The 20,527-nt window shown below is 45.3% G+C and carries 17 protein-coding genes and 2 pseudogenes; 14 read left to right on the forward strand and 5 right to left on the reverse strand.

Features of this window, described 5'->3' with window-relative positions; translation table 11 throughout:
• Together BM613_RS15340 and BM613_RS11970 are read left to right on the forward strand one after the other, a co-directional pair.
• A partial coding sequence (locus BM613_RS15340) for a hypothetical protein (RefSeq protein ID WP_219930685.1) occupies positions 1 to 205 on the forward strand: 205 nt, incomplete at its 5' end.
• Positions 206 to 255: 50 nt separating this feature from the next.
• Positions 256 to 633, forward strand: a pseudogene (locus tag BM613_RS11970) (DUF2225 domain-containing protein); the annotation flags it as partial.
• Here the strand turns inward: BM613_RS11970 and BM613_RS11975 are convergent.
• Positions 627 to 1,259 carry a MarC family protein gene (locus BM613_RS11975; RefSeq protein ID WP_109431417.1) on the reverse strand — a complete coding sequence of 211 codons (633 nt, stop codon included), beginning with the start codon at positions 1,257 to 1,259 and terminating at the stop codon, positions 627 to 629. The pseudogene BM613_RS11970 and the gene BM613_RS11975 sit on opposite strands and share 7 nt — an antisense overlap.
• A gap of 211 nt (positions 1,260 to 1,470) precedes the next feature.
• On the opposite strand from BM613_RS11975, the gene tnpA reads away from it, so the two are divergent.
• The 5 genes and pseudogenes from tnpA (at position 1,471) to BM613_RS12000 (ending at position 6,284) form a co-directional block, all read left to right on the forward strand.
• A complete protein-coding gene (gene tnpA / locus BM613_RS11980) occupies positions 1,471 to 1,845 on the forward strand; it encodes an IS200/IS605 family transposase (protein ID WP_425450697.1) in 375 nt (124 codons plus the stop codon).
• 136 nt (positions 1,846 to 1,981) lie between these two features.
• On the forward strand, positions 1,982 to 3,391 hold the full coding sequence (locus BM613_RS11985) for an RNA-guided endonuclease TnpB family protein (RefSeq protein WP_181363115.1): 1,410 nt from the start codon (positions 1,982 to 1,984) through the stop codon (positions 3,389 to 3,391).
• 208 nt (positions 3,392 to 3,599) lie between these two features.
• Positions 3,600 to 4,427: a GNAT family N-acetyltransferase gene (locus tag BM613_RS11990; protein WP_109431420.1), complete on the forward strand. Its 828-nt coding sequence runs from the start codon at positions 3,600 to 3,602 to the stop codon at positions 4,425 to 4,427.
• 57 nt (positions 4,428 to 4,484) lie between these two features.
• Positions 4,485 to 5,802 (forward strand): annotated as a pseudogene (locus tag BM613_RS11995) (aldehyde dehydrogenase family protein); the annotation flags it as partial.
• A 65-nt stretch (positions 5,803 to 5,867) separates the two neighbouring features.
• Positions 5,868 to 6,284, forward strand: a complete 417-nt coding sequence (locus BM613_RS12000) for a hypothetical protein (protein WP_109431421.1) — start codon at positions 5,868 to 5,870, stop codon at positions 6,282 to 6,284.
• A 122-nt stretch (positions 6,285 to 6,406) separates the two neighbouring features.
• Here BM613_RS12000 and BM613_RS12005 read toward each other — a convergent pair whose 3' ends face one another.
• Both BM613_RS12005 and BM613_RS12010 read right to left on the reverse strand, forming a co-directional pair.
• On the reverse strand, positions 6,407 to 7,636 hold the full coding sequence (locus BM613_RS12005; RefSeq protein ID WP_109431440.1) for an MFS transporter: 1,230 nt from the start codon (positions 7,634 to 7,636) through the stop codon (positions 6,407 to 6,409).
• Between the two features lie 196 nt (positions 7,637 to 7,832).
• Positions 7,833 to 9,230 carry an ammonium transporter gene (locus BM613_RS12010; RefSeq protein ID WP_109431422.1) on the reverse strand — a complete coding sequence of 466 codons (1,398 nt, stop codon included), beginning with the start codon at positions 9,228 to 9,230 and terminating at the stop codon, positions 7,833 to 7,835.
• Between the two features lie 429 nt (positions 9,231 to 9,659).
• Between BM613_RS12010 and BM613_RS12015 the strand changes: the two genes are divergently transcribed.
• The 6 genes from BM613_RS12015 to BM613_RS12040 all read left to right on the forward strand — a co-directional run bounded on the left by BM613_RS12015 (position 9,660) and on the right by BM613_RS12040 (position 17,652).
• Positions 9,660 to 11,075 carry an FMN-binding glutamate synthase family protein gene (locus BM613_RS12015; protein WP_245926380.1) on the forward strand — a complete coding sequence of 472 codons (1,416 nt, stop codon included), beginning with the start codon at positions 9,660 to 9,662 and terminating at the stop codon, positions 11,073 to 11,075.
• Between the two features lie 93 nt (positions 11,076 to 11,168).
• Positions 11,169 to 11,600 (forward strand): MarR family winged helix-turn-helix transcriptional regulator, encoded by a 432-nt coding sequence (locus BM613_RS12020; protein ID WP_109431423.1) that lies wholly within the window; start codon positions 11,169 to 11,171, stop codon positions 11,598 to 11,600.
• A gap of 13 nt (positions 11,601 to 11,613) precedes the next feature.
• Positions 11,614 to 12,180, forward strand: coding sequence for a methyltransferase family protein (locus BM613_RS12025; RefSeq protein ID WP_146192808.1), 567 nt, complete (start codon positions 11,614 to 11,616; stop codon positions 12,178 to 12,180).
• Between the two features lie 172 nt (positions 12,181 to 12,352).
• Entirely contained in the window at positions 12,353 to 15,388 is a 3,036-nt protein-coding gene (locus BM613_RS12030) for a sensor domain-containing diguanylate cyclase (RefSeq protein WP_109431425.1), read from the forward strand.
• A 26-nt stretch (positions 15,389 to 15,414) separates the two neighbouring features.
• On the forward strand, positions 15,415 to 17,169 hold the full coding sequence (gene pabB, locus BM613_RS12035; RefSeq protein WP_109431426.1) for an aminodeoxychorismate synthase component I: 1,755 nt from the start codon (positions 15,415 to 15,417) through the stop codon (positions 17,167 to 17,169).
• A gap of 114 nt (positions 17,170 to 17,283) precedes the next feature.
• On the forward strand, positions 17,284 to 17,652 hold the full coding sequence (locus tag BM613_RS12040; protein ID WP_181363116.1) for a DsrE family protein: 369 nt from the start codon (positions 17,284 to 17,286) through the stop codon (positions 17,650 to 17,652).
• Between the two features lie 87 nt (positions 17,653 to 17,739).
• On the opposite strand, the gene BM613_RS12045 is transcribed toward BM613_RS12040, so the two are convergent.
• On the reverse strand, positions 17,740 to 18,351 hold the full coding sequence (locus BM613_RS12045) for a rhodanese-like domain-containing protein (protein ID WP_181363117.1): 612 nt from the start codon (positions 18,349 to 18,351) through the stop codon (positions 17,740 to 17,742).
• A 177-nt stretch (positions 18,352 to 18,528) separates the two neighbouring features.
• Between BM613_RS12045 and BM613_RS12050 the strand changes: the two genes are divergently transcribed.
• Entirely contained in the window at positions 18,529 to 19,779 is a 1,251-nt protein-coding gene (locus tag BM613_RS12050) for an MFS transporter (protein ID WP_181363118.1), read from the forward strand.
• A 93-nt stretch (positions 19,780 to 19,872) separates the two neighbouring features.
• On the opposite strand, the gene BM613_RS12055 is transcribed toward BM613_RS12050, so the two are convergent.
• Positions 19,873 to 20,520 (reverse strand): class I SAM-dependent methyltransferase, encoded by a 648-nt coding sequence (locus BM613_RS12055; protein WP_109431430.1) that lies wholly within the window; start codon positions 20,518 to 20,520, stop codon positions 19,873 to 19,875.
• Positions 20,521 to 20,527 lie beyond the last annotated feature (7 nt).

Consider the following 20,527-nt stretch of genomic DNA (forward strand, 5'->3'; position numbering starts at 1 on the left):
GCAGGGTGCGGAACCGCTCCTGCGGACGGCTTGGCAACAGGCGTATAACCAACCTGCAAGTGGAAGGCCAGCGCCTTCCTCCTTCGGAACGTATCGGAGTCAGAGCGGGTCGTTCGAAAAAGAAAGTCTGCCCGAACATGAGGCGCGGGATGTTGTAGTGATGGCGCAAGTCAACGCGAGAGCCTGCGAGAGTGCAAAGGTATAGCTTTTAGAACCCCCTGGCTTTAGCCATGGAGAGGTTCAGGCAGTTATCAACTTGCACTATTTTGCGGGCAACTCACTCACCAAAATGATTTCATCTTAGCCAATTTATGTATGCGTATTGCGTGGTTCTACCGTTATGACCAAAAGTCCACAGAAGAAAAGCGCTTCCTCAGTGATGCAGTCAAACTCTATACCCATCTCTATGAAGCGGGAGCTATGAAACCAGATACCATGTCTGAAGATCAGCTACTCTACTTAATTGGTGAGCTCTATCTACGTTTAGAACAGCCTTCCATTTCTCGACAGTGGTTCAGCCGCATCTTAACAAAAAAAGTAAGCGAGGAAAAATGGCGCAAACGCGCCCGTGACCGATGGCTGGAATATAAAGAAGAGAGTCAATCAACCCCGACTCTCGTCGATGATCAGTGAATCCATCCAGGAAAGAGTTGGTCAAAGCCTTCTGCAGCCATTTGCACAGCAATCACAGCCAACAACAACCCCATTAAACGTGAAATCACGCTGATTTCAGTTTGTCCGATGCGATTGCTAATCTTGCTTGCATAGTAGAAGATTAAATAGGTTATTCCGAGTACAAGTGTAAATCCAATAAATACAGCCATCGAACTCGCAATTACATCTGGCCCTGCAGCAAGTGCCATCACGGTTGCAATGGTTCCAGGTCCAGCAAGTAGGGGGGTTCCAAGCGGTGTAACCGATAGATCTTCTTTCTCTACCTCCTGCTCTCCATTTAAAGCTTGCGATGAAGTCATCTGGGCGACAGTCGAATTAAGCAAACGATACGCGATCCCAAAAAGAAGAATACCGCCAGCTACGCGAAAGGCGGCTACTGTGATTCCGAAAACATGGAAAATAGTTTGCCCTAATACAAGAAAAATCATCAAGATCAAAAAAGCGATTCCAACCGCCTTGCGGGCCGTTTTCCGCTGTTCAGAGATCGTATGACGTTCCATAAGTCCCACAAAAATCGGGAGATTGCCAATCGGATTGATTACTGCAAAGATCGAAACAAAGGCATGAATGACTGCAATGAGCATATTGCACTTCCCTTTCCAGTATTTCTAGAGCGAAAAAAGTATAACGCAAATTTTATCATTAGGAAATCATGAAGAGATGGGGCAACGCCTTCTTTACCGAATGCGCCGTAAAGTCCCGTGCTTTAGCACTGGGGATATAAGGCGCTCGCCGCTAGGCGAATCTTTTGTCTTTTCAATCACATTAGATAGATTGTTGTGATATACTATTCTTATGGAATACAAATCCAATCACAACGTCGTCTACTCTTGCAAATACCATGTCGTTTGGTGCCCGAAGTATCGTCGCCGCGTACTCACCAGCGAAGTGGAAGAGCGGTTAAAAGCAATCCTGCGTGAAGTGGCAGAAGAGCGTCAAGCGGATATCATCGAACTTGAGGTCATGCCAGATCACGTCCACCTTTTAGTCGAGGTCGATCCCCAGTTTGGTATTCACCGGTTGATCCGTTTGATGAAAGGGCGCAGTTCCCATCACTTGCGTGAAGAGTTTCCTTGGATCAAAAAACGCTTGCCAACGCTTTGGACAAACTCCTATTTCGTCTCCACGGTGGGAGGTGCCCCACTTGCCGTCATCAAGCAGTACATGTAAAATCAAAAAAACGTCTAAGGAGTCGAAGAGTCAGACGCCCTCTGTTGTGTGTGAATTCCCCCTGCGAGTCACGCGCCGCCAAGAACGAACATTAGAAGCACGGGTTGAAGCAGGACGCCAAATGTAGAATGTGTTGTTGGGTGAAGCCAGAAAACGGCTCTCCCTTGTCAGACAATCTATCTGGTACACGAAGGCCAAGAAAAGCTCGAACAAAAAAGAGCGGCAGGCTCACTTTGCGGCAGCCCGGCAAGCACACGGATTTTCCGCCTATGCCCTTGAAGCGTTTGCGGATAAAATACGGCGTACCACATGGCTGGGTGATCACTTGGACTCTCACGTCGCACAAAAACTAGCGGATCGTGCGTTTGATGCAGTGCAAAAGGTCGCATTTGGCAAAGCCAGAAAGGTGCGATTCAAAGGCAAACGCGGATTGCACAGCCTTGAAGGGAAGACGAACGCCGCTTGCATCCGTTGGCGGGAAGATCGGGTGTTATGGAATGGTCTTGAATTGCCGATGGTCACGGACGTGGCTCACGATCCCGTGATCCAGCATGGCCTATCCTCTCGTGTCAAATACGTTCGCTTGGTAAGAAAAGATATTCACGGACATTCCCGCTACTACGCGCAACTTGTCTGCGAAGGTGTTCCGTATGTCAAACGGAATGAAAAAGGCGAGCGCACTCATCCCATTGGCAACGAGACGGTAGGGCTAGATATTGGGCCGTCTACGATCGCTATTGTCGGTAATACCCAAGCAACGCTCACGCGATTTGCGGATGAAGTGGTGAGAGACCACAAGAAGATTCGTCGGTTGCAGCGCAAGCAAGACCGCCAGCGCCGTGCCAACAACCCTGAATGCTACGATGAAAAAGAACGTGCCATCAAAGGGAAACACCCAACGAAGAAAAGTCGCCATCAATTAGAAACCGAAGCGGTACTCAGGGAACTGCATCGTCGGGAAACAGCCCATCGGAAAACACTACATGGACAATTAGCGAATCAGGTAATCGCCATTGGCACTCGAATCAACACGGAAAAACTCAGCTATAAAGCGTTTCAGAAGATGTTTGGCCGTTCTATTGGTGTGAGGGCGCCCAAGCTGTTTCTTTCCATCCTCACCCGCAAGGCTGAAAGTGCTGGCGGGGGCGTGGAGAAATTCAGCACGTACCACACCGCATTGTCCCAAGTGTGTCTTTGCGGACAAAGGCACAAAAAACGGTTATCCGAGCGTGTCCATGCCTGTGATTGTGGTGTGGTCATGCAACGAGACCTGTTCAGCGCGTATCTCGCAAAGCATGTGGAGAACGAACGCCTGCAAGCGGCTAGTGCCTACGAGCATTGGCAGGGTGCGGAACCGCTCCTGCGGACGGCTTGGCAACAGGCGTACAACCAACCTGCGAGTGGAAGGCCAGCGCCTTCCTCCTTCGGAACGTATCGGAGTCAGAGCGGGTCGTCCGAAAAAGAAAGTCTGCCCGAACATGAGGCGCGGGATGTTGTAGTGATGGCGCAAGTCAACGCGAGAGCCTGCGAGAGTGCAAAGGTATAGGCTTTTAGAACCCCCTGGCTTTAGCCATGGGGAGGTTCAGGGCAATCTATTTGGTGATTGCGATCGGGTATGGGACTTGGTTGAGTTATAAAAAACCTCATTTAAATCATACGGTGGGAAGTGTTATTGCAGATTGGCACTAGGAAGCAGATGATGCAGTTTTAGAGGCGAATCAATAGAATTTGCTAGTCATTAAGGAGAGAGTCTGATGACATTGTTTCTAAATCACGCGCTTGCCAAGGAACTTGAGGCAGATTTGCGCGAGGGGAATCAAAAGGTAGTTGATGCGTGGCGTACATTTCCATCGGAGATTATTGTAGAAACATTGCGGGTGGAGGATGCTCTGGCTATTTATACCGGGCCAGACTCCCCGATTAATGAAGTAGTAGGACTTGGCATGACTTCTCCGGTTAGTGAGGATACATTAGAAAGAATAGAGCAGTTTTATGCGTCCTACGATCAACCGACGAAGATTCGTGTTTGTCCCCTAGCGGATGCTTCCCTTCTAACCGCTCTGAGTGCTCGTGGATATCGTCTCACCGAATTTACTTATCGCTGGATTCTTGATCTAGCTACTTGGCAGTCTCCCTTTTTCGATGTGGATGACCGCGTTCGGGGTACCGATGCTTTCGATGAAATCATTTGGTCTCGTACGGTTGCAGCGGGGTTTCTAGAGATGGATGTGCTCCCTGTAGATGAGAGAATTGATTTGGAACGTGCATTTTTCCGCATTCCAAGTGGTTTTCCTGTGATTGCTTTTGACCAAGGGAAAGCCGCTGCAGCGGGAATGATGGTAATCAGTGGATCTCTAGCCACACTTTTTGCAACTAGCACAATCCCTTCTTTTCGCGGACGGGGTTTGCAATCGGCTTTACTTGATTGGCGATTGCGATATGCAAAAAGTCAAGGTGCGCGCCTTGCAACGATCGAGACAGAACCGGGCTCGGCTTCTCAACGCAATGTTGAGCGAATGGGTTTTCATTTAGCCTATGTGATTGCAGAGATGGAACATGCGGTGAGCCCGATCTCTAAGTAGTCGCACGTAATTTGATCGTTTTTCATTCTTCTGTCAGATGAAACGGGTGTATTGAAGATGTATATCGATGGTGAATGGATTTTCGCTCAGTCTAAAGAAAGCCGAGAGATTTACAATCCAGCAAATGGTGAAGTCATCGCAAGGGTAAGCGAAGGGGGAGTGACTGAAGTCGAGCAGGCAATACGGGCAGCAAGACGCGCGTTTGATCAGGATGGTTGGGCGGATGTTACAGCACTTGAGCGGGCTCAATTGCTCTATCGTTTAGCAGATGCAATAGAAGAAGTGAGCGAAGAACTCACGGCACTCGAGGTACTAAATAATGGGAAGCCAATGCGTGAGGCGCAAGCGGATGTGACGGACGCGGCAAATTGTTTTCGTTATTATGCGGGACTAGCAACGAAACCGCATGGGGAGACGGTAGAAGTTCCGGCCCCTTCCCAAACGTTTATCGTCCGTGAGCCTGTGGGTGTGTGCGCACAAATCATTCCTTGGAACTATCCCTTCTTAATGGCTGCGTGGAAATTGGCCCCAGCTCTTGCGGCAGGGAATACATGCATTTTAAAACCTTCAGAGTTGACCCCTCTCACGGCGCTTCGACTTGCGGTACTCATTGATCAAGTAGGTTTTCCGAAAGGAGTGGTCAATGTAGTGCTTGGAGCAGGCCCTGTGTTAGGGCAGCCTCTGGCTGAGAGCCACGATGTCGATAAAGTTGCCTTTACGGGCGGGACTGTCACAGGAAGAAAAATTATGCAGGCTGCTTCTGGAAATATAAAAAAAAGTATCTCTAGAGCTCGGGGGGAAGTCCCCGAATATTATCTTTGCCGATGCAGATCTTGAAACAGCCATCGACTATGCTCTCTTTGGCATCTTTTATGGAACTGGGCAAGTTTGTTCTGCTGGTTCGCGACTGTTACTTGAAAAGTCAATTCACGATGAGTTTGTTGAGAAGCTTATAGCGCGTGCGAAGGCAATCAAGGTTGGCGACGGTTCGGATGTAAATACAGAAATGGGACCTTTAATTTCGCCTCAACATCTTGAAAAAGTAAGAAATTATATCCGACTTGGACAAGAGGAGGGGGCTGTTTTACTATGCGGTGGCGGAGTGCCTGCTGACGTGCCTGTAGGAGGGAATTATCTTGAGCCTACCATATTTGACTATACTACATCGAATATGCGTATCGTTCAGGAAGAGATTTTTGGGCCAGTACTCGTAATTCAAACTTTTTCTGAGGAAGCGGAGGCGATTCAATTAGCGAATGACACTGTATATGGATTGGCCGCCGCAGTCTTTACAACAGATGTAGCTAAAGCACATCGAGTCATTCGCAAGTTACGAGCAGGGATCACATGGATTAATACGTACCACCCAACGTATATAATGTAAATCTTGTAGTAGAACCATCAGGTTGGTTTCGGAACTGATCACCATGGCTTAGTTATGTGCATCCAACATTTAAAACACCTACGAAAGCTCTATGGATTTCGGCATTTATTGCCTTGCTGCTCAGTTTATCAGCGAGCTTTGAATCGATTTTTACAAGCTTTGCAGTTGTCGGAATTTACTTATCCTTTCAAATGATCGTTTTAGCAGCGATGATTGCGCGGATTCGAGGATTTCGACCGAGCGGGTCTTTTCAGTTAGGAGCTTGGTTTTGGCCTATTGCCCTTCTGGGATTTTTATATGGCGTGGGAATGATCATAAATTTGTCTCGTCCGATGGCGCCAAGTACACCTTGGTATCTTGATTATGAAGTTTTACTGGCCACGGGTGGAGTTGTCCTTCTTGGAGTTCTAGTGTATTTTCTTCATAAGCGATTTACCGTTTCGGATAAAGAGGGAGTTACACAAGAAAGTTAATGTTTCAGGATCGCAGAAATGAACTGAGAGTCGAAGGAAAAAGGTCAAGAAACCACGGGTGGTATGGGCCCGTGGTTTTATTGTAGATCCGATAGCAGATCTCTTGCGATGTTTGTGTCGGGTTATTCTAATTCCATTCCTTTTGTTTCCTTGTAGAAAAGAGCAAAAACGCTGACTAAGATCGCTGCAATCGCAACTGAATAAGTCATTGACCATGCTAAACCACCGACAGAAGAAGCAATTGAGGAAACGATGAGCGGAACGATAGCACCACCGACAGCTGCGCCGAAATGATAAGTCGTTCCTTGACCAGTAGAACGTACACTTGTTTGAAAGTGTTCTGCAATGTAAGTGGGAATGGCTGCCCAGACACCGCCGATGGAAAATAGACCGATGAGAAAGGTAAACACAATGCGTAGTGTATCATTTGTAATGTCAAGAAAGAGAAACGAGCAAAATAATGTGGCGATTCCAGAAATGACGATCGTCCATTTACGACCAATGACATCAGCTGCGTATCCTCCAATTACATTGCCAATAATGCCAGCGACATTTAGCAAAATAATGGTATCTGCGACTGTAGCTGGGCTAAAGTGTCCTCGTTTAATGAGAAGTGTCGCATAGAATACGTTAATCGGATAGGTCACTGAAAACGCAAGTACCGACATGATTGCCGCGTGAAAAGTTCCCCAGGCATGTTCTCCGGAAAACAAATGGGAGATGGGTACGGATTTGTTTTCGCGTTTGTCGCGTTCTTCTTTCCAACGACTCGACTCAGGGACTTGCCACCAAATATACAAAGCGATGAGAATGGCAGGAATGCAGGCAATATAGAACATACCGTGCCAGCCAAGTGCGCTATACCCATTGCGATAAATGAGGGCGGCAAAAATATAACCGAATGAAAATCCAGATTGCATAATACCAGATGCGATTCCCCGCCACTTTGACGGCATGAGTTCCATTAACATCGGTGTCCCATTTGCATACATAGCGCCCATTCCGACACCGTAAAGAATGCGAACAAGATAAAGTAAACTAAACCCAATGGAGAATCCAGTAAGAAACTCAAAGAGAGAAAACCAAAAAATGGATAATACAAGACTCGCTTTCCGTCCCCAGTAGTCTCCTAGGAGTCCTCCTAAGAAGCCGCCGCCTAAACGTGCAAAGGTTGTCGCTGAGGCTACGCCAGCCGCTAATGTGAGAGGCACATGATAAGCTTTCATAATATCAACGAGCACAAAGGTAAGGATTGAGAAGTCCATGGCATCAAACGCCCATGCCAGACCAATACCGATTAATGCTTTTACGCTGTCCTTAGAAGACGAATTTGTCGTCTCTGGATGAATCATGGTGGACAAAGAGTTTCCCTCCGCTTCGCATAATGAAACGATTCATGACTAGTCATTGCGATGTATCAAATAAAACTCGAGTAAGAGTCACATATGTAAGCTCTTAGATGAACTCGCTTTCATTATAGCTTGAAAAGGCAACCAATCCAAGCGAGCGATTGGTTGCTCAGAATTTTTGCATCAAATAGGCACTATCTTATTCTTCTGGTTGTAAAGTTGCGCTTAACATATCTAAAACAGGTGTATGCAGAGGAAGGTTTAGTGTGTCATCGACATCGTGGGTGACTGTTTCACCATGCACTTCACTATCACCTATTTCAAGTTCGGGATCCTTTAAACGCAGTGGTACGACGAGTGAGATTAGTTTGAGTAAAACAAAAGTGACCAGTGAATCCCAAACGACGATGACGAGCAATGCCTCAAGCTGTACGAGAAACTGTTGTGGATTTCCATAAAAAAGTCCTGTGATCGATACGGGAGAGGTTTTCCCAGTTGCGAAATATTCAAAGACATGGGGGTCTGCTAATAGACCGGTGAGCAAGCCGCCGAGCGCGCCAGCGACAAAGTGTGTATGAAATACGCCAAGCGTATCATCCACTTTCTTAAATAAGCGAGTTTCTGAGAGTTTGTTCATAGTTAGCCAAGGGATTACGCCTGACGCGATGCCGATGATGAGTGCGCCATAGCCATTGACATATCCAGCAGCTGGGGTGATGGCGACAAGTCCACATACCATGCCGTTGATGGCACCGACAACAGAGGATTTGCCGACACTAAACATATCCATGAAGACCCAGCTTAACAGGGCTGCGGCTGTGGCGAGGTTTGTGTTTAAGATGGCGACTGCTGCATCGGTGTTCGCGAAATAAGGATCGCCTCCATTAAAACCATTCCACCCTAACCAGAGAATACCTGCACCGGCAACAGCCATTAGTAGATTGTTCGCAGTAAAATCTTTTTTGTCTTTCGCTAATCGCGGACCTACAACGGCGGCCGCGACAAAACCGGAAATTCCTGCAGCGACATGGATGACATAGCCTCCGCTAAAATCTACAGCTCCCAATTGTGCAAGCCAACCGCCGCCCCACAGCATAAAGGCATTTACGCTATATGCAAAGGTTGACCAAAGGGGAACGAAAATCATCCAGGCTTTAAAATTCATCCGACCAAGTACGCCGCCAGCCAAAATGGCAGGTGTGATCGCAGCAAAAACGAATTGGAAAAAGACGAGAGCAGACATCGGCATCCGCATTGCGGGCATACCAGAGGATAATAATGGGATCACTGCGCGACCTTGTTCTTGTGAGGCATTTAAAATTGGCTGCGGGATACCAACGATGTTAGATAAGATACCGGATCCTAAATGCAAGGGTGAACCAAAACCCATATTATATCCCCAAAGGGTCCAAACAATGAGAACAATGGAAAACGCATACAGAACCATCATGGCAGAATTGACTGCCCATTTCTTCTTGACTAAACCGCCATATAAGATGGCGAGTCCAGGAACGGATTGCAAACCGACAAATGTGGCGGCTGTGAGTTGCCAGGCTGTATCCCCTGGGCTTACAAAAGGCGGATTGGGTACATACATCGGAGTTCCTCCTTGTTTAATTTATATAATAATTAGAAAGACACAAACATTCTGTGTTTATTCTTATGCAATATGTAACTATATGATGAGCACTTTGTCAACATATAAAGTAAGGTAATATTACGCATCGGGAAATAAAAATTATCAAATGTAAGATGTGGAGAAATGATTACATGATTTATGAGTCAATGCAAAAAAAGGAATGTTTTCTGTGTCAGGTAGACTGACGTAGAAAGTGGATTGGTATCGATAAGAAGAAGCGAGAGATACCCATGGGGAGTAAGTATCCGCTGTTTTGGCAAGCAGCTTTTATTTTCCTGTGGATTCACTAACATCTGTCTGGAAATTAGGAAGGGTATTTGTTTGATGATAAGTGGACAATCTGTAAATTTAGATACAAGTGATTCGTTGCATGAAAGGGATTAAGCCATGGATATGTACGATACGTTTTGGGGGATTCCGAGTTGGTTGTGGTTGATCGTGCTTTTAGTGGTTTTAGGAGGAACTTTAGCGTCTTTACTTTTCCCATTATGGCTTCGCAGATTTCTCAATCAACAAATCGATCAGACGGTTACTCGGTTATTTACAGAAGCGTATACAAAAAATTTATTAGAAGGGGTTAATGCCGTTCGAAAAGTAGGGATTCAAACTACCGTCGAAAATGAATTACGTGCGCATACGCCAGAACCTCTTTCCAAACCAATTGGCACCCACCGTAATTTTCCAGACTTTGATGGTCTGCTTTTTTCACCTGTTCAATTGTCTGTGCAACCCCTCGATCATACAGTTCCGATTTCACTGGAAACTAAAATCGGTAAACATGCGGAAAAACCAATGATTTTGTCTATGCCTATGATGGTTACTGCAATGGGATACGGGGTATCGATTAGCAAACCATTTATCCACGCGATTGCGAAAGGCACTGCATTGGCAAATACGGCAATGAATGCTGGACAGGGTCCTGTACTTTCAGAGCTCAGAGAATATGCCCGACATATGATTGTACAGTATCATGGCGCGCCGTGGAGACCTTCGGAAGAGGCTTTGCGGGCAGCGGATATGATTGAGATTCGCTATGGACAAGGAGCGAATGTAGGATGTGGTACAGTTGTTCCTAAAAAGACACTTACACGTGAAATTATGAGTGATATGGGATTTTCCCCGGATGAACCGCTACAAGATTTATACATCCCAGTTGGAATTCCGGGGATTCATTCATTAGCTGATTTAAAACAGCTGGTACATTATTTACGAAAGGCTGGGCGAGGAGTCCCGATCGCGCTTAAAATGGCTGCGGGATTAGATCTTGAACGGAATATAGAGATGGCAGTAAAAGCGGGTGTGGACGTCATTGTGATAGATGGTGCACAAGGGGGGACACATTCTTCTCCAGCGATACTGGTTGATGATTTTGGTTTACCCACGCTGTCAGCGCTATGTCGAGCGGAACAATTTCTTTGCCAAAAAGATTTACGTGATCAAGTAGATCTTGTTATATCTGGAGGGATTCGAACTCCAGGAGATATTTTAAAAGCATTGGCATTAGGAGCGGATGGAGTGTATATGGGGACAGCAGCGTTGTTTGCGGCTACACACACACAGATTACAAAAGCGCTTCCCTTTGAGCCACCCACACAATTAGCTTTTGCTGATGGAAGTTTATTTGAACAATATGATGTGGAAAAGGGAGCGCAAAGTTTGGCGAATTATTTGCGCAGTTGTTCTGAAGAAATGAAAGTAGGAGTACGGGCTGTAGGGAAAAAATCTGTTCATGACGTCTCGAAAAGTGATTTGATGGCGTGGGATGCGGAAGCTGCGCGGGTTGCAGGTGTTCCCTTGATTTAAGCTACAGTGAGGCTAAGGATGGATTTCTTGCATTTATATCTATATAGATATATCTTTGTAGATGAAAAAATCCTGCAGGAGGTGAGATGAAACGTGGATTTAGCGGACTTGTATTATGTGGCTCGCCGATTGCATTCATGGCTTGAAGCGCGCGTTGTTCCAGTGGAAGCGGTTTGCTCGATACCTCTCTATGAACGGGCGGTCTATCGCGATATTGTCGAGAGCCCAGGGGCTAGTGTCTTAGAGATTTCCACACGTTTGGGGCTTTCTCAAAGCATGGTATCTAAGGCTGTTCGGCACGGCGTAGATCAAGGTTGGATTCAGGCGGCATCAGATCCTAAAGACAAGCGGCGCACGTTGCTCACTCCTTCAGAAACCTTGGGAGATCAGTTAGCTGTGCCTTTGGCAGAGTCAGCAAGTTCTGTTTTTACTTCCTTATTCGGACCGAAGTTGTCAGAAACTGATAGACAGTGTATAGAACACGCGTTTCAAGTATTGCATCACAGATTGAAAGAATTGGAGTGAAAGGTTGATTCTTATGATTCATTTAGTGAATGCGACGAATATCGTTTTGCTTTTCTGGCTGGCCTTAGAAGTCATCACGAATCTTACTAATCGTGTCCGGGCAGCAGCGATCCAGGATGCGGGAACTTTTCGAAGTGTATGGGTGAGTGTGGCAGTTGCTTTTTTACTTGCCGATGTGACGGAGGGACTCACTCGAAATCTGAGTCCGAAGTTTCCGAGTTGGGTTGGATTCATCGGTTTGCTCTTGTTGGTTTTTGGAATTGGCTTTCGACATTATGCGATTCGGGTTCTTGGAAGGTTTTTTACGGCACGAGTCATGATTCAGAAAAATCATACGTTAGTTCAGGAAGGGCCTTATCGACTGCTCCGTCACCCGACATATACAGGCGCTTGGATTGCCTTTATAGGGGTGGGGCTAACTACTCGCAACCTCTTTGCTGCCTTGATCTTTACCTTTATTCCGCTCATCGGTCTTCTTCGCCGTATTCACGTGGAAGAACGTGTGCTGCATGAAGCGTTTGGAGAAAGTTACAAAGAATATGCAAAACACACATGGAGATTATTCCCCTTCTTGTACTAAATTTGTGCGATGCGCGGACATGTTCGACATGTCTAGCGCTTTTTTGTGTGAAGGAAATTAGGGCTATGAATTCACGAAGTTAAGCATTTCGTATAAAATAATAGAGATACAAGTTTATAGAGAACGACTAAACTGCGATAATTCGGAAGTTTCACAGTTAAATGGAATTGAAATGGGGAGAATTGCGATCAGAAAAAACTATTTTGGGATCTTGTTGATCTTGAATTTTTTTGCCATGCTCTTATTTATCTATCTATCCCATGTGTATTGGGAATCAGATGCGCGTAATATCCAACAAAATTTAGCGGTGCAGTCGTCCGAAGCGGCGGCTTTGCTCTCGACTAAGCTATCTTTTGATCAACAAATGCTTCATCAAACAGCCATTGCGTTATCCTCTACTTCGTCTTCGCATGTTATGCAGAGAGATTTATTCCTGCTAAAGAAAGATCTTGGGGTTGACGATGCGATGACGACGGCTGTGGTGACAGAAAAAGGGGTTTATGTGGCGCGAATGGGTCCCTATGTCCCCCTTACACGATTGCGTGATTTCACGGCGCATGGCTTTTTTTTGTCATCCCCCTTTCCCAATACGGCAGCGAAAAATCAGCTTTGGGTGGTTGAGGGAGAGGCAATTTCAGACACATCACACCGCTTTCTTATCATTGCGCACCCGATTCGATTGACGCAGCTGGCTCGCCATTTTCCCGCTTCTCCATATCCTAAAATGGTGACTCAACTTGTTCGCAGTGACGGCAAATTACAGAGTGAATCGCCACTGACTTCGCATTTGGATCTTGGAACGGTGCAACAAGATGGGCTCTCAGATTTGCTTGCTCATAGCCAAGGAATGCAAAGTGGCATGGGGATTGCGTCCATCCATCCGCATGGGGCACTCTATTTGCTCGCGTATACAAAACTGGTGAATGCTCCTCTTTATGTTGTCAATAGCGTGCCTCTTCGCGCGGCTTTTTTTCAGTGGTTTCATTCTATGTTCTTTGGTTCACTGACCTTTTTGTTTCTCGTCGTGCTGTCAGATGTGAGTATTTTATGGATCATTCAGCGTCTGCGGGTGTCGCTTAAACAACATGCATTTACTCTTCAACTATATGAGGTTCTTTCACAAGTCAGCCTGATCACGAGTACGGCACAAGATGAAGCGGCTTGTTTTCAAGCGCTTGTTCCAGCGTTGTGTGAGGGGGCTTTTTATGCGACGTGGGTAGGAATGTTGGATGGAAATGTAATTCGCGTGCTGTTCGCAGCAGGTCCTGGAGCCGACGAACTCGTCAGTCTACCTTTTCGAATCAATGAAGAGAGGGAGGATTACCAATCACTTGCTGTGCGAGCCATTCGAGCAGAGAAAATGATGTACGATAACAATATTGCGACAGCGCTAACACATAGAGGATATTCCTCTTTTATCAAAACTCATCAATGGGCATCTGCGATCTCGATTCCACTTGTTCGTCAACACCGTATTTGGGGAGTATTCACGCTGATTAGTAATCGATCGCATGCGTTTAATCACACGATTCTCCCTCTGGCAAATCAAATTGGCCGCTCTTTGCAAGATGCGCTTGAACGGATTGATTTGCGCGCACTTGAGTTAAAAGTGCAACGGAAAAAGGATGTCACATTTGCCTTCCACCGCGTACTAGGCACGATCGGAGAAGCTTCACAACATAATATTGCAGAGGCTGACTTGTTGCAGTTACTCTGTAATGTGTTAATTGAAAATGACGTATTTGCTGGAGCCTGGGTTGGGGTTCCATCTGCTGAAGGTGTGTTGCGATTTCCCTATTATGCGGGAAAACAAATCAAGAGTTACTTAGATCATGTGGAGATTCGTGTCGATAGTGGGCCAGCAGCACAGGGACCCGCAGGACGTGCATGGAGAATGGGAAGTTATCAAATTGAAAATGATTGGGAAAACTCCCCTTCTATGTCATCGTGGTTTCACGTTGCAAAAGACATTCAAAATTGGAAATCGAGTGCGGATTTTATTATTTATCGCAAGAAAAAGCCGTACGCTATTTTAGGAGTTTACCATTGTGAAAAGCATATTTTCGATGAAGATCTGATTCAATTGGGTGTGCGTCTAGTGGAATTAGTGGGCGAGATTCTCAGCAATCAAGAGAATGAGAGAGAACTTTTGCAGATTCACCATTTCTATGAGGCACTTGCAAAGGCAAATGAACTGCTTTTGCATATTCACGATGAGAAGATACTCTTTGAACAGTTGAGCGAACTAATTATGAAACAAACGACCGCATTAGGGTGTTGGATCGGATTCCAGGAGAAGAATCGTTTAGAGATCAAAAGTTGCCTTTTTGAAAATACGGCAATGAAAGATGCGTTCAATCAGGATGTACAGCAATTTACTTTTGCGGATCGCAATGAACATCCAACGGTTGTTGGTGATGCGTTTCAATTAAAAAAACCGGTGGTTGTTAATCAATATGCAAAAACCACAAGATATCCTGGACCAGCACGATTTGGTTTTATGTCTGAGCAGTATATCAATTCAATTGCGGCTTTCCCTTTTTTTGATGGGGATCAGCGTATAGGGGTGCTTACTGTTTATGGCCGATCTGACTTATTTTCCGATGAGATCGTGATGTTGTTGCAATCGCTCGCGAATAATCTGACAGGTAAATTGCGGTTTTTACGCGCAGAAAAACAAAAGGAATTTATTCAGGAACAACTGGCTTACCAAGCTTCTCATGACGTGCTCACGCAGATTCCAAATCGCGCGCACCTTGAATGGAAATTAGATCAATTGATTACAAAACAAAGTTCATCTCCTTGTCCATTTACATTGATGATCGCGGATCTCGATGGGTTTAAACTGATTAATGACACTTATGGGCATAAAGCAGGTGATACTGTGCTGCAAGTGGTGGCGCAACGGTTAAAAGCGTGTCTGCGTGCGGAAGACACACTCTGTCGGTTTGGAGGAGATGAGTTTGTTATTGTTATTGAATCAGATATTTCATCCGTAGTCTTACAGCGGATCTCTACGTGTATGTTAAAGCGTATTCAGGACCCTATTGCGTGGGAAAATAGAGAACTTTTTGTTGGAGTGAGTCTAGGTGTAGCCAGTGATAGAATGGGTACGCAATCGCCACGTAAGTTGTTTAAAGAAGCCGACAATGCTTTGTATGAAGCAAAAAGAAGTGGGAAAAACACAGTTCGTTTTTGCAAACTCTAACATAACCAAAAAGGCAGGTTTGGCGTATGAATCACAAGCTTCCCACTCCCTTTTTGGTGATCGATTTTCCCAACCAACAGGGAGTGTTACAACGTCGCTTTTTCACTCATCCACGGCGTATTATTGACACTCATCACATAGAAGAAGTCCAAGCCGCATTGCGAACGGTAAAACAAGAAGTGGAAAAAGGTGCTTACGCGGTAGGTTTCCTTTCTTATGAAGCGGCACCTGCTTTTGATCCAGCTTATCACGTGGCTGCGCATCCTAAGCTACCCCTTTTATGGTTTGGGATTTTCTCTAGTGTACAAGACATTTTTGAGGTTCCTTATAGAAATGAATATCAAGTCAGTTCGTGGGATCCGCAAATAAGCAAGGAAATCTACAGAGAACACTTTCAACAAATCAAGAGAGCCATTTCGCGTGGAGATACCTATCAAGTGAATTACACGTTGCGATTGCGTGCGCTGTTTAATGGGGATGATTTCGCCTACTATCAATTTCTCAGAAGTGCGCAACAGGTCAATTATTCCGCGTATTTAAATATCGGGAACTACCGCATTTTATCACTTTCTCCCGAGCTATTTTTTGAACTTGATGGATCCACGCTGACTACTCGTCCTATGAAGGGGACAAGCCCGCGTGGACACTTTTGTGAAGAAGACGTAGCACAGGCGAATTGGTTGCAGCAGTCCGAAAAAAATCGTGCGGAAAATGTCATGATTGTGGATTTGCTGCGCAATGATCTGTCGCGTGTGGCGGAAGTAGGGACAGTTCGGGTTGAGCGATTATTTGAAATCGAGCGTTATGCGACGGTGCATCAGATGACCTCTACAGTTACAGCGAAGTTGCATGCGGAGACTTCGTTTATCGAGGTGCTTTCTGCGTTATTTCCTAGCGGGTCAATTACAGGTGCCCCAAAAATTAGTACGATGAAATTGATCTCTAGATTGGAACAGACGCCAAGGGAGATTTACTGTGGAACGATTGGACTGATCGAGCCAAATGGACATGCTACGTTTAACGTGGCGATACGAACAATGTTTATTGATCAGCAGACAAAAGTTGCGCAATACAGTGTTGGGGGTGGAATTACGTGGGATTCTTCAGTTGTATCTGAATACGAAGAAGCCCTAACGAAGGCAACTCTTTTGACAAAGGAGCAGCCAACCTTTAAATTACTTGAAACGTTAAAGTTGGAAGATGGGGACTATGCATATTTTGAGCGACATCTAAATCGTTTAGCTGCATCCGCGCGTTTTTTTGGTATCGTTGTTGATCTTAAGAAAGTACGGAATATACTCCTTGAATATGCATTGCAATACAAAGAAGATGCACGGCGTGTTCGCCTCCTGGTTTCCCAAACAGGCCAAATTGAAATTGAGAGTTTTACATTGCAAAAACTATCAGATGCGATTCATGTTGTTACATTGGCGCGGCGACCTATATCGACGAAAAATGTTTTTTTATATCATAAGACTACCCAGCGTGAGGTGTACGAAAGTCATCGAATGGATCACCCAGACGTATTTGATGTGTTGCTTTGGAATGAAAGAAAAGAACTTACTGAATTTACGAACGGGAACGTAGTTGTGGAAATCGGGGGTGAAAAAATAACACCAGCGCGCTCTTGTGGATTATTGGCGGGGACATTTCGCGAGTGGCTCATTGAACAGAATATGATCTCTGAGAGTGTAATTACGCTTCGGGATTTAAAGAAAGGCACGCGCATTTGGCTGATTAATAGCGTTCGGGAGTGGGTGCAAGTCGAAATGAAGTTCTAGATGTAGAAGAATTCCGATGAAAATGTGAAGATCATTGACGTGAGCGATGCACAAGCCTACTCTATCCATGAAACATTATATCCGGATGTATACATGGATGGAGGCTGCAGCGAGATGAATGAAAGTGAAAACAGAAGAAATAGCCAGATGGGGATCATGGTGGTTTCAAAACAAGAAGATCGCGTCAAGGTGGCTTTGTCTTTGGCCTTGCATATTCAAGAAGCACCAGCAGAAGAGTCGATTGATCATCTAGAAGTTTACCTCTTTGCAGAAGCTACGGAGTTGCTTAGAAATGGTTCTGATGAAATCAAAGGTATGATTCGGGAATTAATTGCGCGAGGAATCATGGTAGGCGCATGTAAAAATTTAGTTTCTGCTTATGGGGTTGAGGAAGAAGCACAAAACTTACAAGTTCAAGTTTTTGGTGCTAATGCGACTTTTGCTCGTTGGGCAAAAGAGCAATATGTCACTCTAAGCTTTTAGGCGGATCTCTCGGTGCTCTGCGTCGCCCCACAGTATGGAAATGAATAAGGCGATGCAGAGCGATCGGATTTTTCATTGGTCTACGCGTTATTCATTCTTGGAATGTTGCTCCAAAACACGTAGTCCATGAGCGAGATAAAGAACGTGGTATCCATGAGAACGCAATTTTGCTGCCCCGTTAATGCCCCGGTAAACACCAGCGCAAAATGTAACATAAGTGATGTTCTTGGGAATCTTTAAAAGAGATAAATCCAATGTGGCCAAAGGGATGTTTCGCGCATGAACGATGTGTTTTGCTTCCCATTCTTCCTTTGTGCGTACATCGATGAATTGGGGAGTTATTTTATTCTCCACTATTTCTTGTACGGTTATCTCTTCGAAAGAAAGAACTGGATAACCTGCTGTATACCATTGTTTAAACTCTATGAATCCATTGACTTTCCCTCCAATTTCATGTATGGCCGTAAAAACGTGATCGGAAACACTCGTTTTATTCGTGACTAGAATTACTTCCCTTGGAGAAGGCCAAATTTTGCGCAAATTAGTCAAAAAATTCAGTTCGGATTCTGGCAAATGAAGTGAGTGGGGGATAAATCCCGCCATGAATTTTGCGCTCGATCGGATGTCTAAGACATCATAGGAACGTTTACGCTCTAAGAGTGATGCAATCTCCTCATTCGAAAAGCAGGGAATCTTCAAGTATCCTCTCTCCTTGGATGGATAGAAAAGAAGGTCAAACCGTGATCTGAGTTGACAGGTCAATGTAATTCCATTATTCTTCATCTATACATTCGTTTATGCGGATATATAGATTCTATGTCGAGAGATCGGCGAGGTCAAGTAACTCGAATGTTTTGGGGTGTGAGGAGGGATAGGATGTCGACGCTGGGAAAGCAACTAGGTATTCGACCGAATTTACAGCAGTTTTTATGGCTTGTTTTGAGTACGATCTTAGTTGGTATGACGGTAGGGCTTGAGCGGACTGTAATTCCTTTACTTGGGGAAGATGTTTACCACATTGCTTCGGCCACCTTGATTTTTGCGTTTATTGTCGCTTTTGGCGTGACAAAAGCGTTGTTAAATTTAGTGGCGGGACATTTTTCTGATGCAATTGGGCGACGGCCAGTCTTGATTGTGGGGTGGCTGTTTGGCATTCCAATGATTTTCTTGTTGTTGTTTGTGCATACTTGGCCCGCAGTCATTCTCGCGAATATCTTTCTCGGGGCGAATCAGGCATTTTCTTGGACGATGACGATTACAAAGCAGTTAGATATTGTTCGGCCTAAAGAGCGCGGTTTGGCAATGGGTATAAATGAAGCGACAGGCTATATCGGTGTGGCAATTTCAACAACGCTCACAGGAGTTATCGCTGCGCGCTATGGATTACTTCAAGCTCCTTTTATTTATGGAGCGGCTGTCATTCTTTTTGGATTAGGAATGAGTATACTTGTCATTCGGGAAACGCGAGGGCACGTCCTACAGGAGACAAGAATAGCAACAATGCAAAGCAAAAAGCATCGGACTTCAGTAGGGAAAATTTTCTGGACAACAACAGTAGCAAATCCAACGCTTTCATCGATTAGTCAAGCGGGACTTGTAAATAAATTGGCAGATACACTAGTTTGGGCCATGCTTCCGCTCTATTTGGCTCATTTACAGATTTCTGTTGTGAATATTGGGTTGATTGGTGGAGCGTATACAGTTGTATGGGGATTTGCGCAGTTTGGAACGGGCCTTTTGTCTGATAAGGTGGGACGTAAACCACCCATTGTAATTGGGATGGGACTACTTGGGGTGGGGATCCTCGCTTTTGGTTTTAGTCATTCGTTTGCCTTGTGGGTAGCTACGGCAAGTGTGATGGGGTTTGGCATGGCTCTATTGTATCCTAATCTAAATGCGGCAGTCGCAGATGTGGCCCCTCCTGAAATGCGCGGTGGTGTGCTTGGTGTATATCGATTATGGAGAGACGGCGGGTACGCGATTGGCGGATTGCTCCTGGGATTTACGATTCACTACGCAGGAATGTTGCATAGTATTTTTTTCATTGGGGGAATCGTGCTTCTCTCAATGGTCGTTGTGATGTTGCGAATGACAGAAACACATCCGCGACTGCGTGGCTCAGTTTGAATTTTAACCGTAATTTTTTGTTCGCCGGATACGTTGTTGCACGTGGATAAGACCTCTACGCATTCCAACGAACAACAAAGTATCCGGCATTTTCTATGTTTTTTTATCCCTTTCCCTATATTCTTTTTGCCATGCAGATTCTTCATCTGTAAAATCGTTAGGCCCTACGTAGAGACCAAATTCAATATTTGCTGGTTGACCGATGGACAAAGTGGATACCTCGTGCGGAGTAAAGAAGTGTGCGTTGCGGTATATACTTTCTGGATCCTGGTGAGATCGTTTGATGTAGTGCCGTCCCCAGGGTCCGTGCTTTGCAATGCATCCGATGACCAATCGCCCCTCAGGTCGAATCACTCGATAGGCCTCTTGTAGTACTTGTGCTGGATTAGCAACAAATTCAAGAACGATGTTAAGAATTGCAAAGTCGAAAGTATTATCGGCAAAGGGCAGAGCTGTGGCATCATCTTGAAGAAAAAGTGGGCTATTGTGATTGTGGTCAACCTTGTGAGAAGCAACAGTAATCATTTCTCTTGATTCATCGACCCCGATGGCTTTGACGCCTAGGGAATGCAACCAAAGTGTTGTTGAACCCGTTGCACAGCCAATGTCAATTGCTTGTTCGCCAGCATGAGGAGTTGCAACATGTGCGAGTAGATTGTGTTCAACTGCCTCGACAAAGTGGCCCAAAGGACTTTGGCAAAATGAGTCATACGTAGTTGCTTTTTGATCAAAGAGTGCCATTTTTTCT

This window comes from Sulfoacidibacillus thermotolerans (genome assembly GCF_003144315.1).
In the GTDB taxonomy this organism is placed as follows: Bacteria; Bacillota; Bacilli; order Alicyclobacillales; family SLC66; genus Sulfoacidibacillus; species Sulfoacidibacillus thermotolerans.

Coding starts and splice junctions, on each gene's coding strand:
- BM613_RS11975 (WP_109431417.1), bottom strand. CDS start 1,259: ATGCTCATTGCAGTCATTCATGCCTTTGTTTCGATCTTTGCAGTAATC.
- tnpA (WP_425450697.1), top strand. CDS start 1,471: ATGGAATACAAATCCAATCACAACGTCGTCTACTCTTGCAAATACCAT.
- BM613_RS11990 (WP_109431420.1), top strand. CDS start 3,600: ATGACATTGTTTCTAAATCACGCGCTTGCCAAGGAACTTGAGGCAGAT.
- BM613_RS12005 (WP_109431440.1), bottom strand. CDS start 7,636: ATGATTCATCCAGAGACGACAAATTCGTCTTCTAAGGACAGCGTAAAA.
- BM613_RS12010 (WP_109431422.1), bottom strand. CDS start 9,230: ATGTATGTACCCAATCCGCCTTTTGTAAGCCCAGGGGATACAGCCTGG.
- BM613_RS12015 (WP_245926380.1), top strand. CDS start 9,660: ATGGATATGTACGATACGTTTTGGGGGATTCCGAGTTGGTTGTGGTTG.
- BM613_RS12025 (WP_146192808.1), top strand. CDS start 11,614: ATGATTCATTTAGTGAATGCGACGAATATCGTTTTGCTTTTCTGGCTG.
- BM613_RS12030 (WP_109431425.1), top strand. CDS start 12,353: ATGGGGAGAATTGCGATCAGAAAAAACTATTTTGGGATCTTGTTGATC.
- pabB (WP_109431426.1), top strand. CDS start 15,415: ATGAATCACAAGCTTCCCACTCCCTTTTTGGTGATCGATTTTCCCAAC.
- BM613_RS12040 (WP_181363116.1), top strand. CDS start 17,284: ATGAATGAAAGTGAAAACAGAAGAAATAGCCAGATGGGGATCATGGTG.
- BM613_RS12050 (WP_181363118.1), top strand. CDS start 18,529: ATGTCGACGCTGGGAAAGCAACTAGGTATTCGACCGAATTTACAGCAG.
- BM613_RS12055 (WP_109431430.1), bottom strand. CDS start 20,520: ATGGCACTCTTTGATCAAAAAGCAACTACGTATGACTCATTTTGCCAA.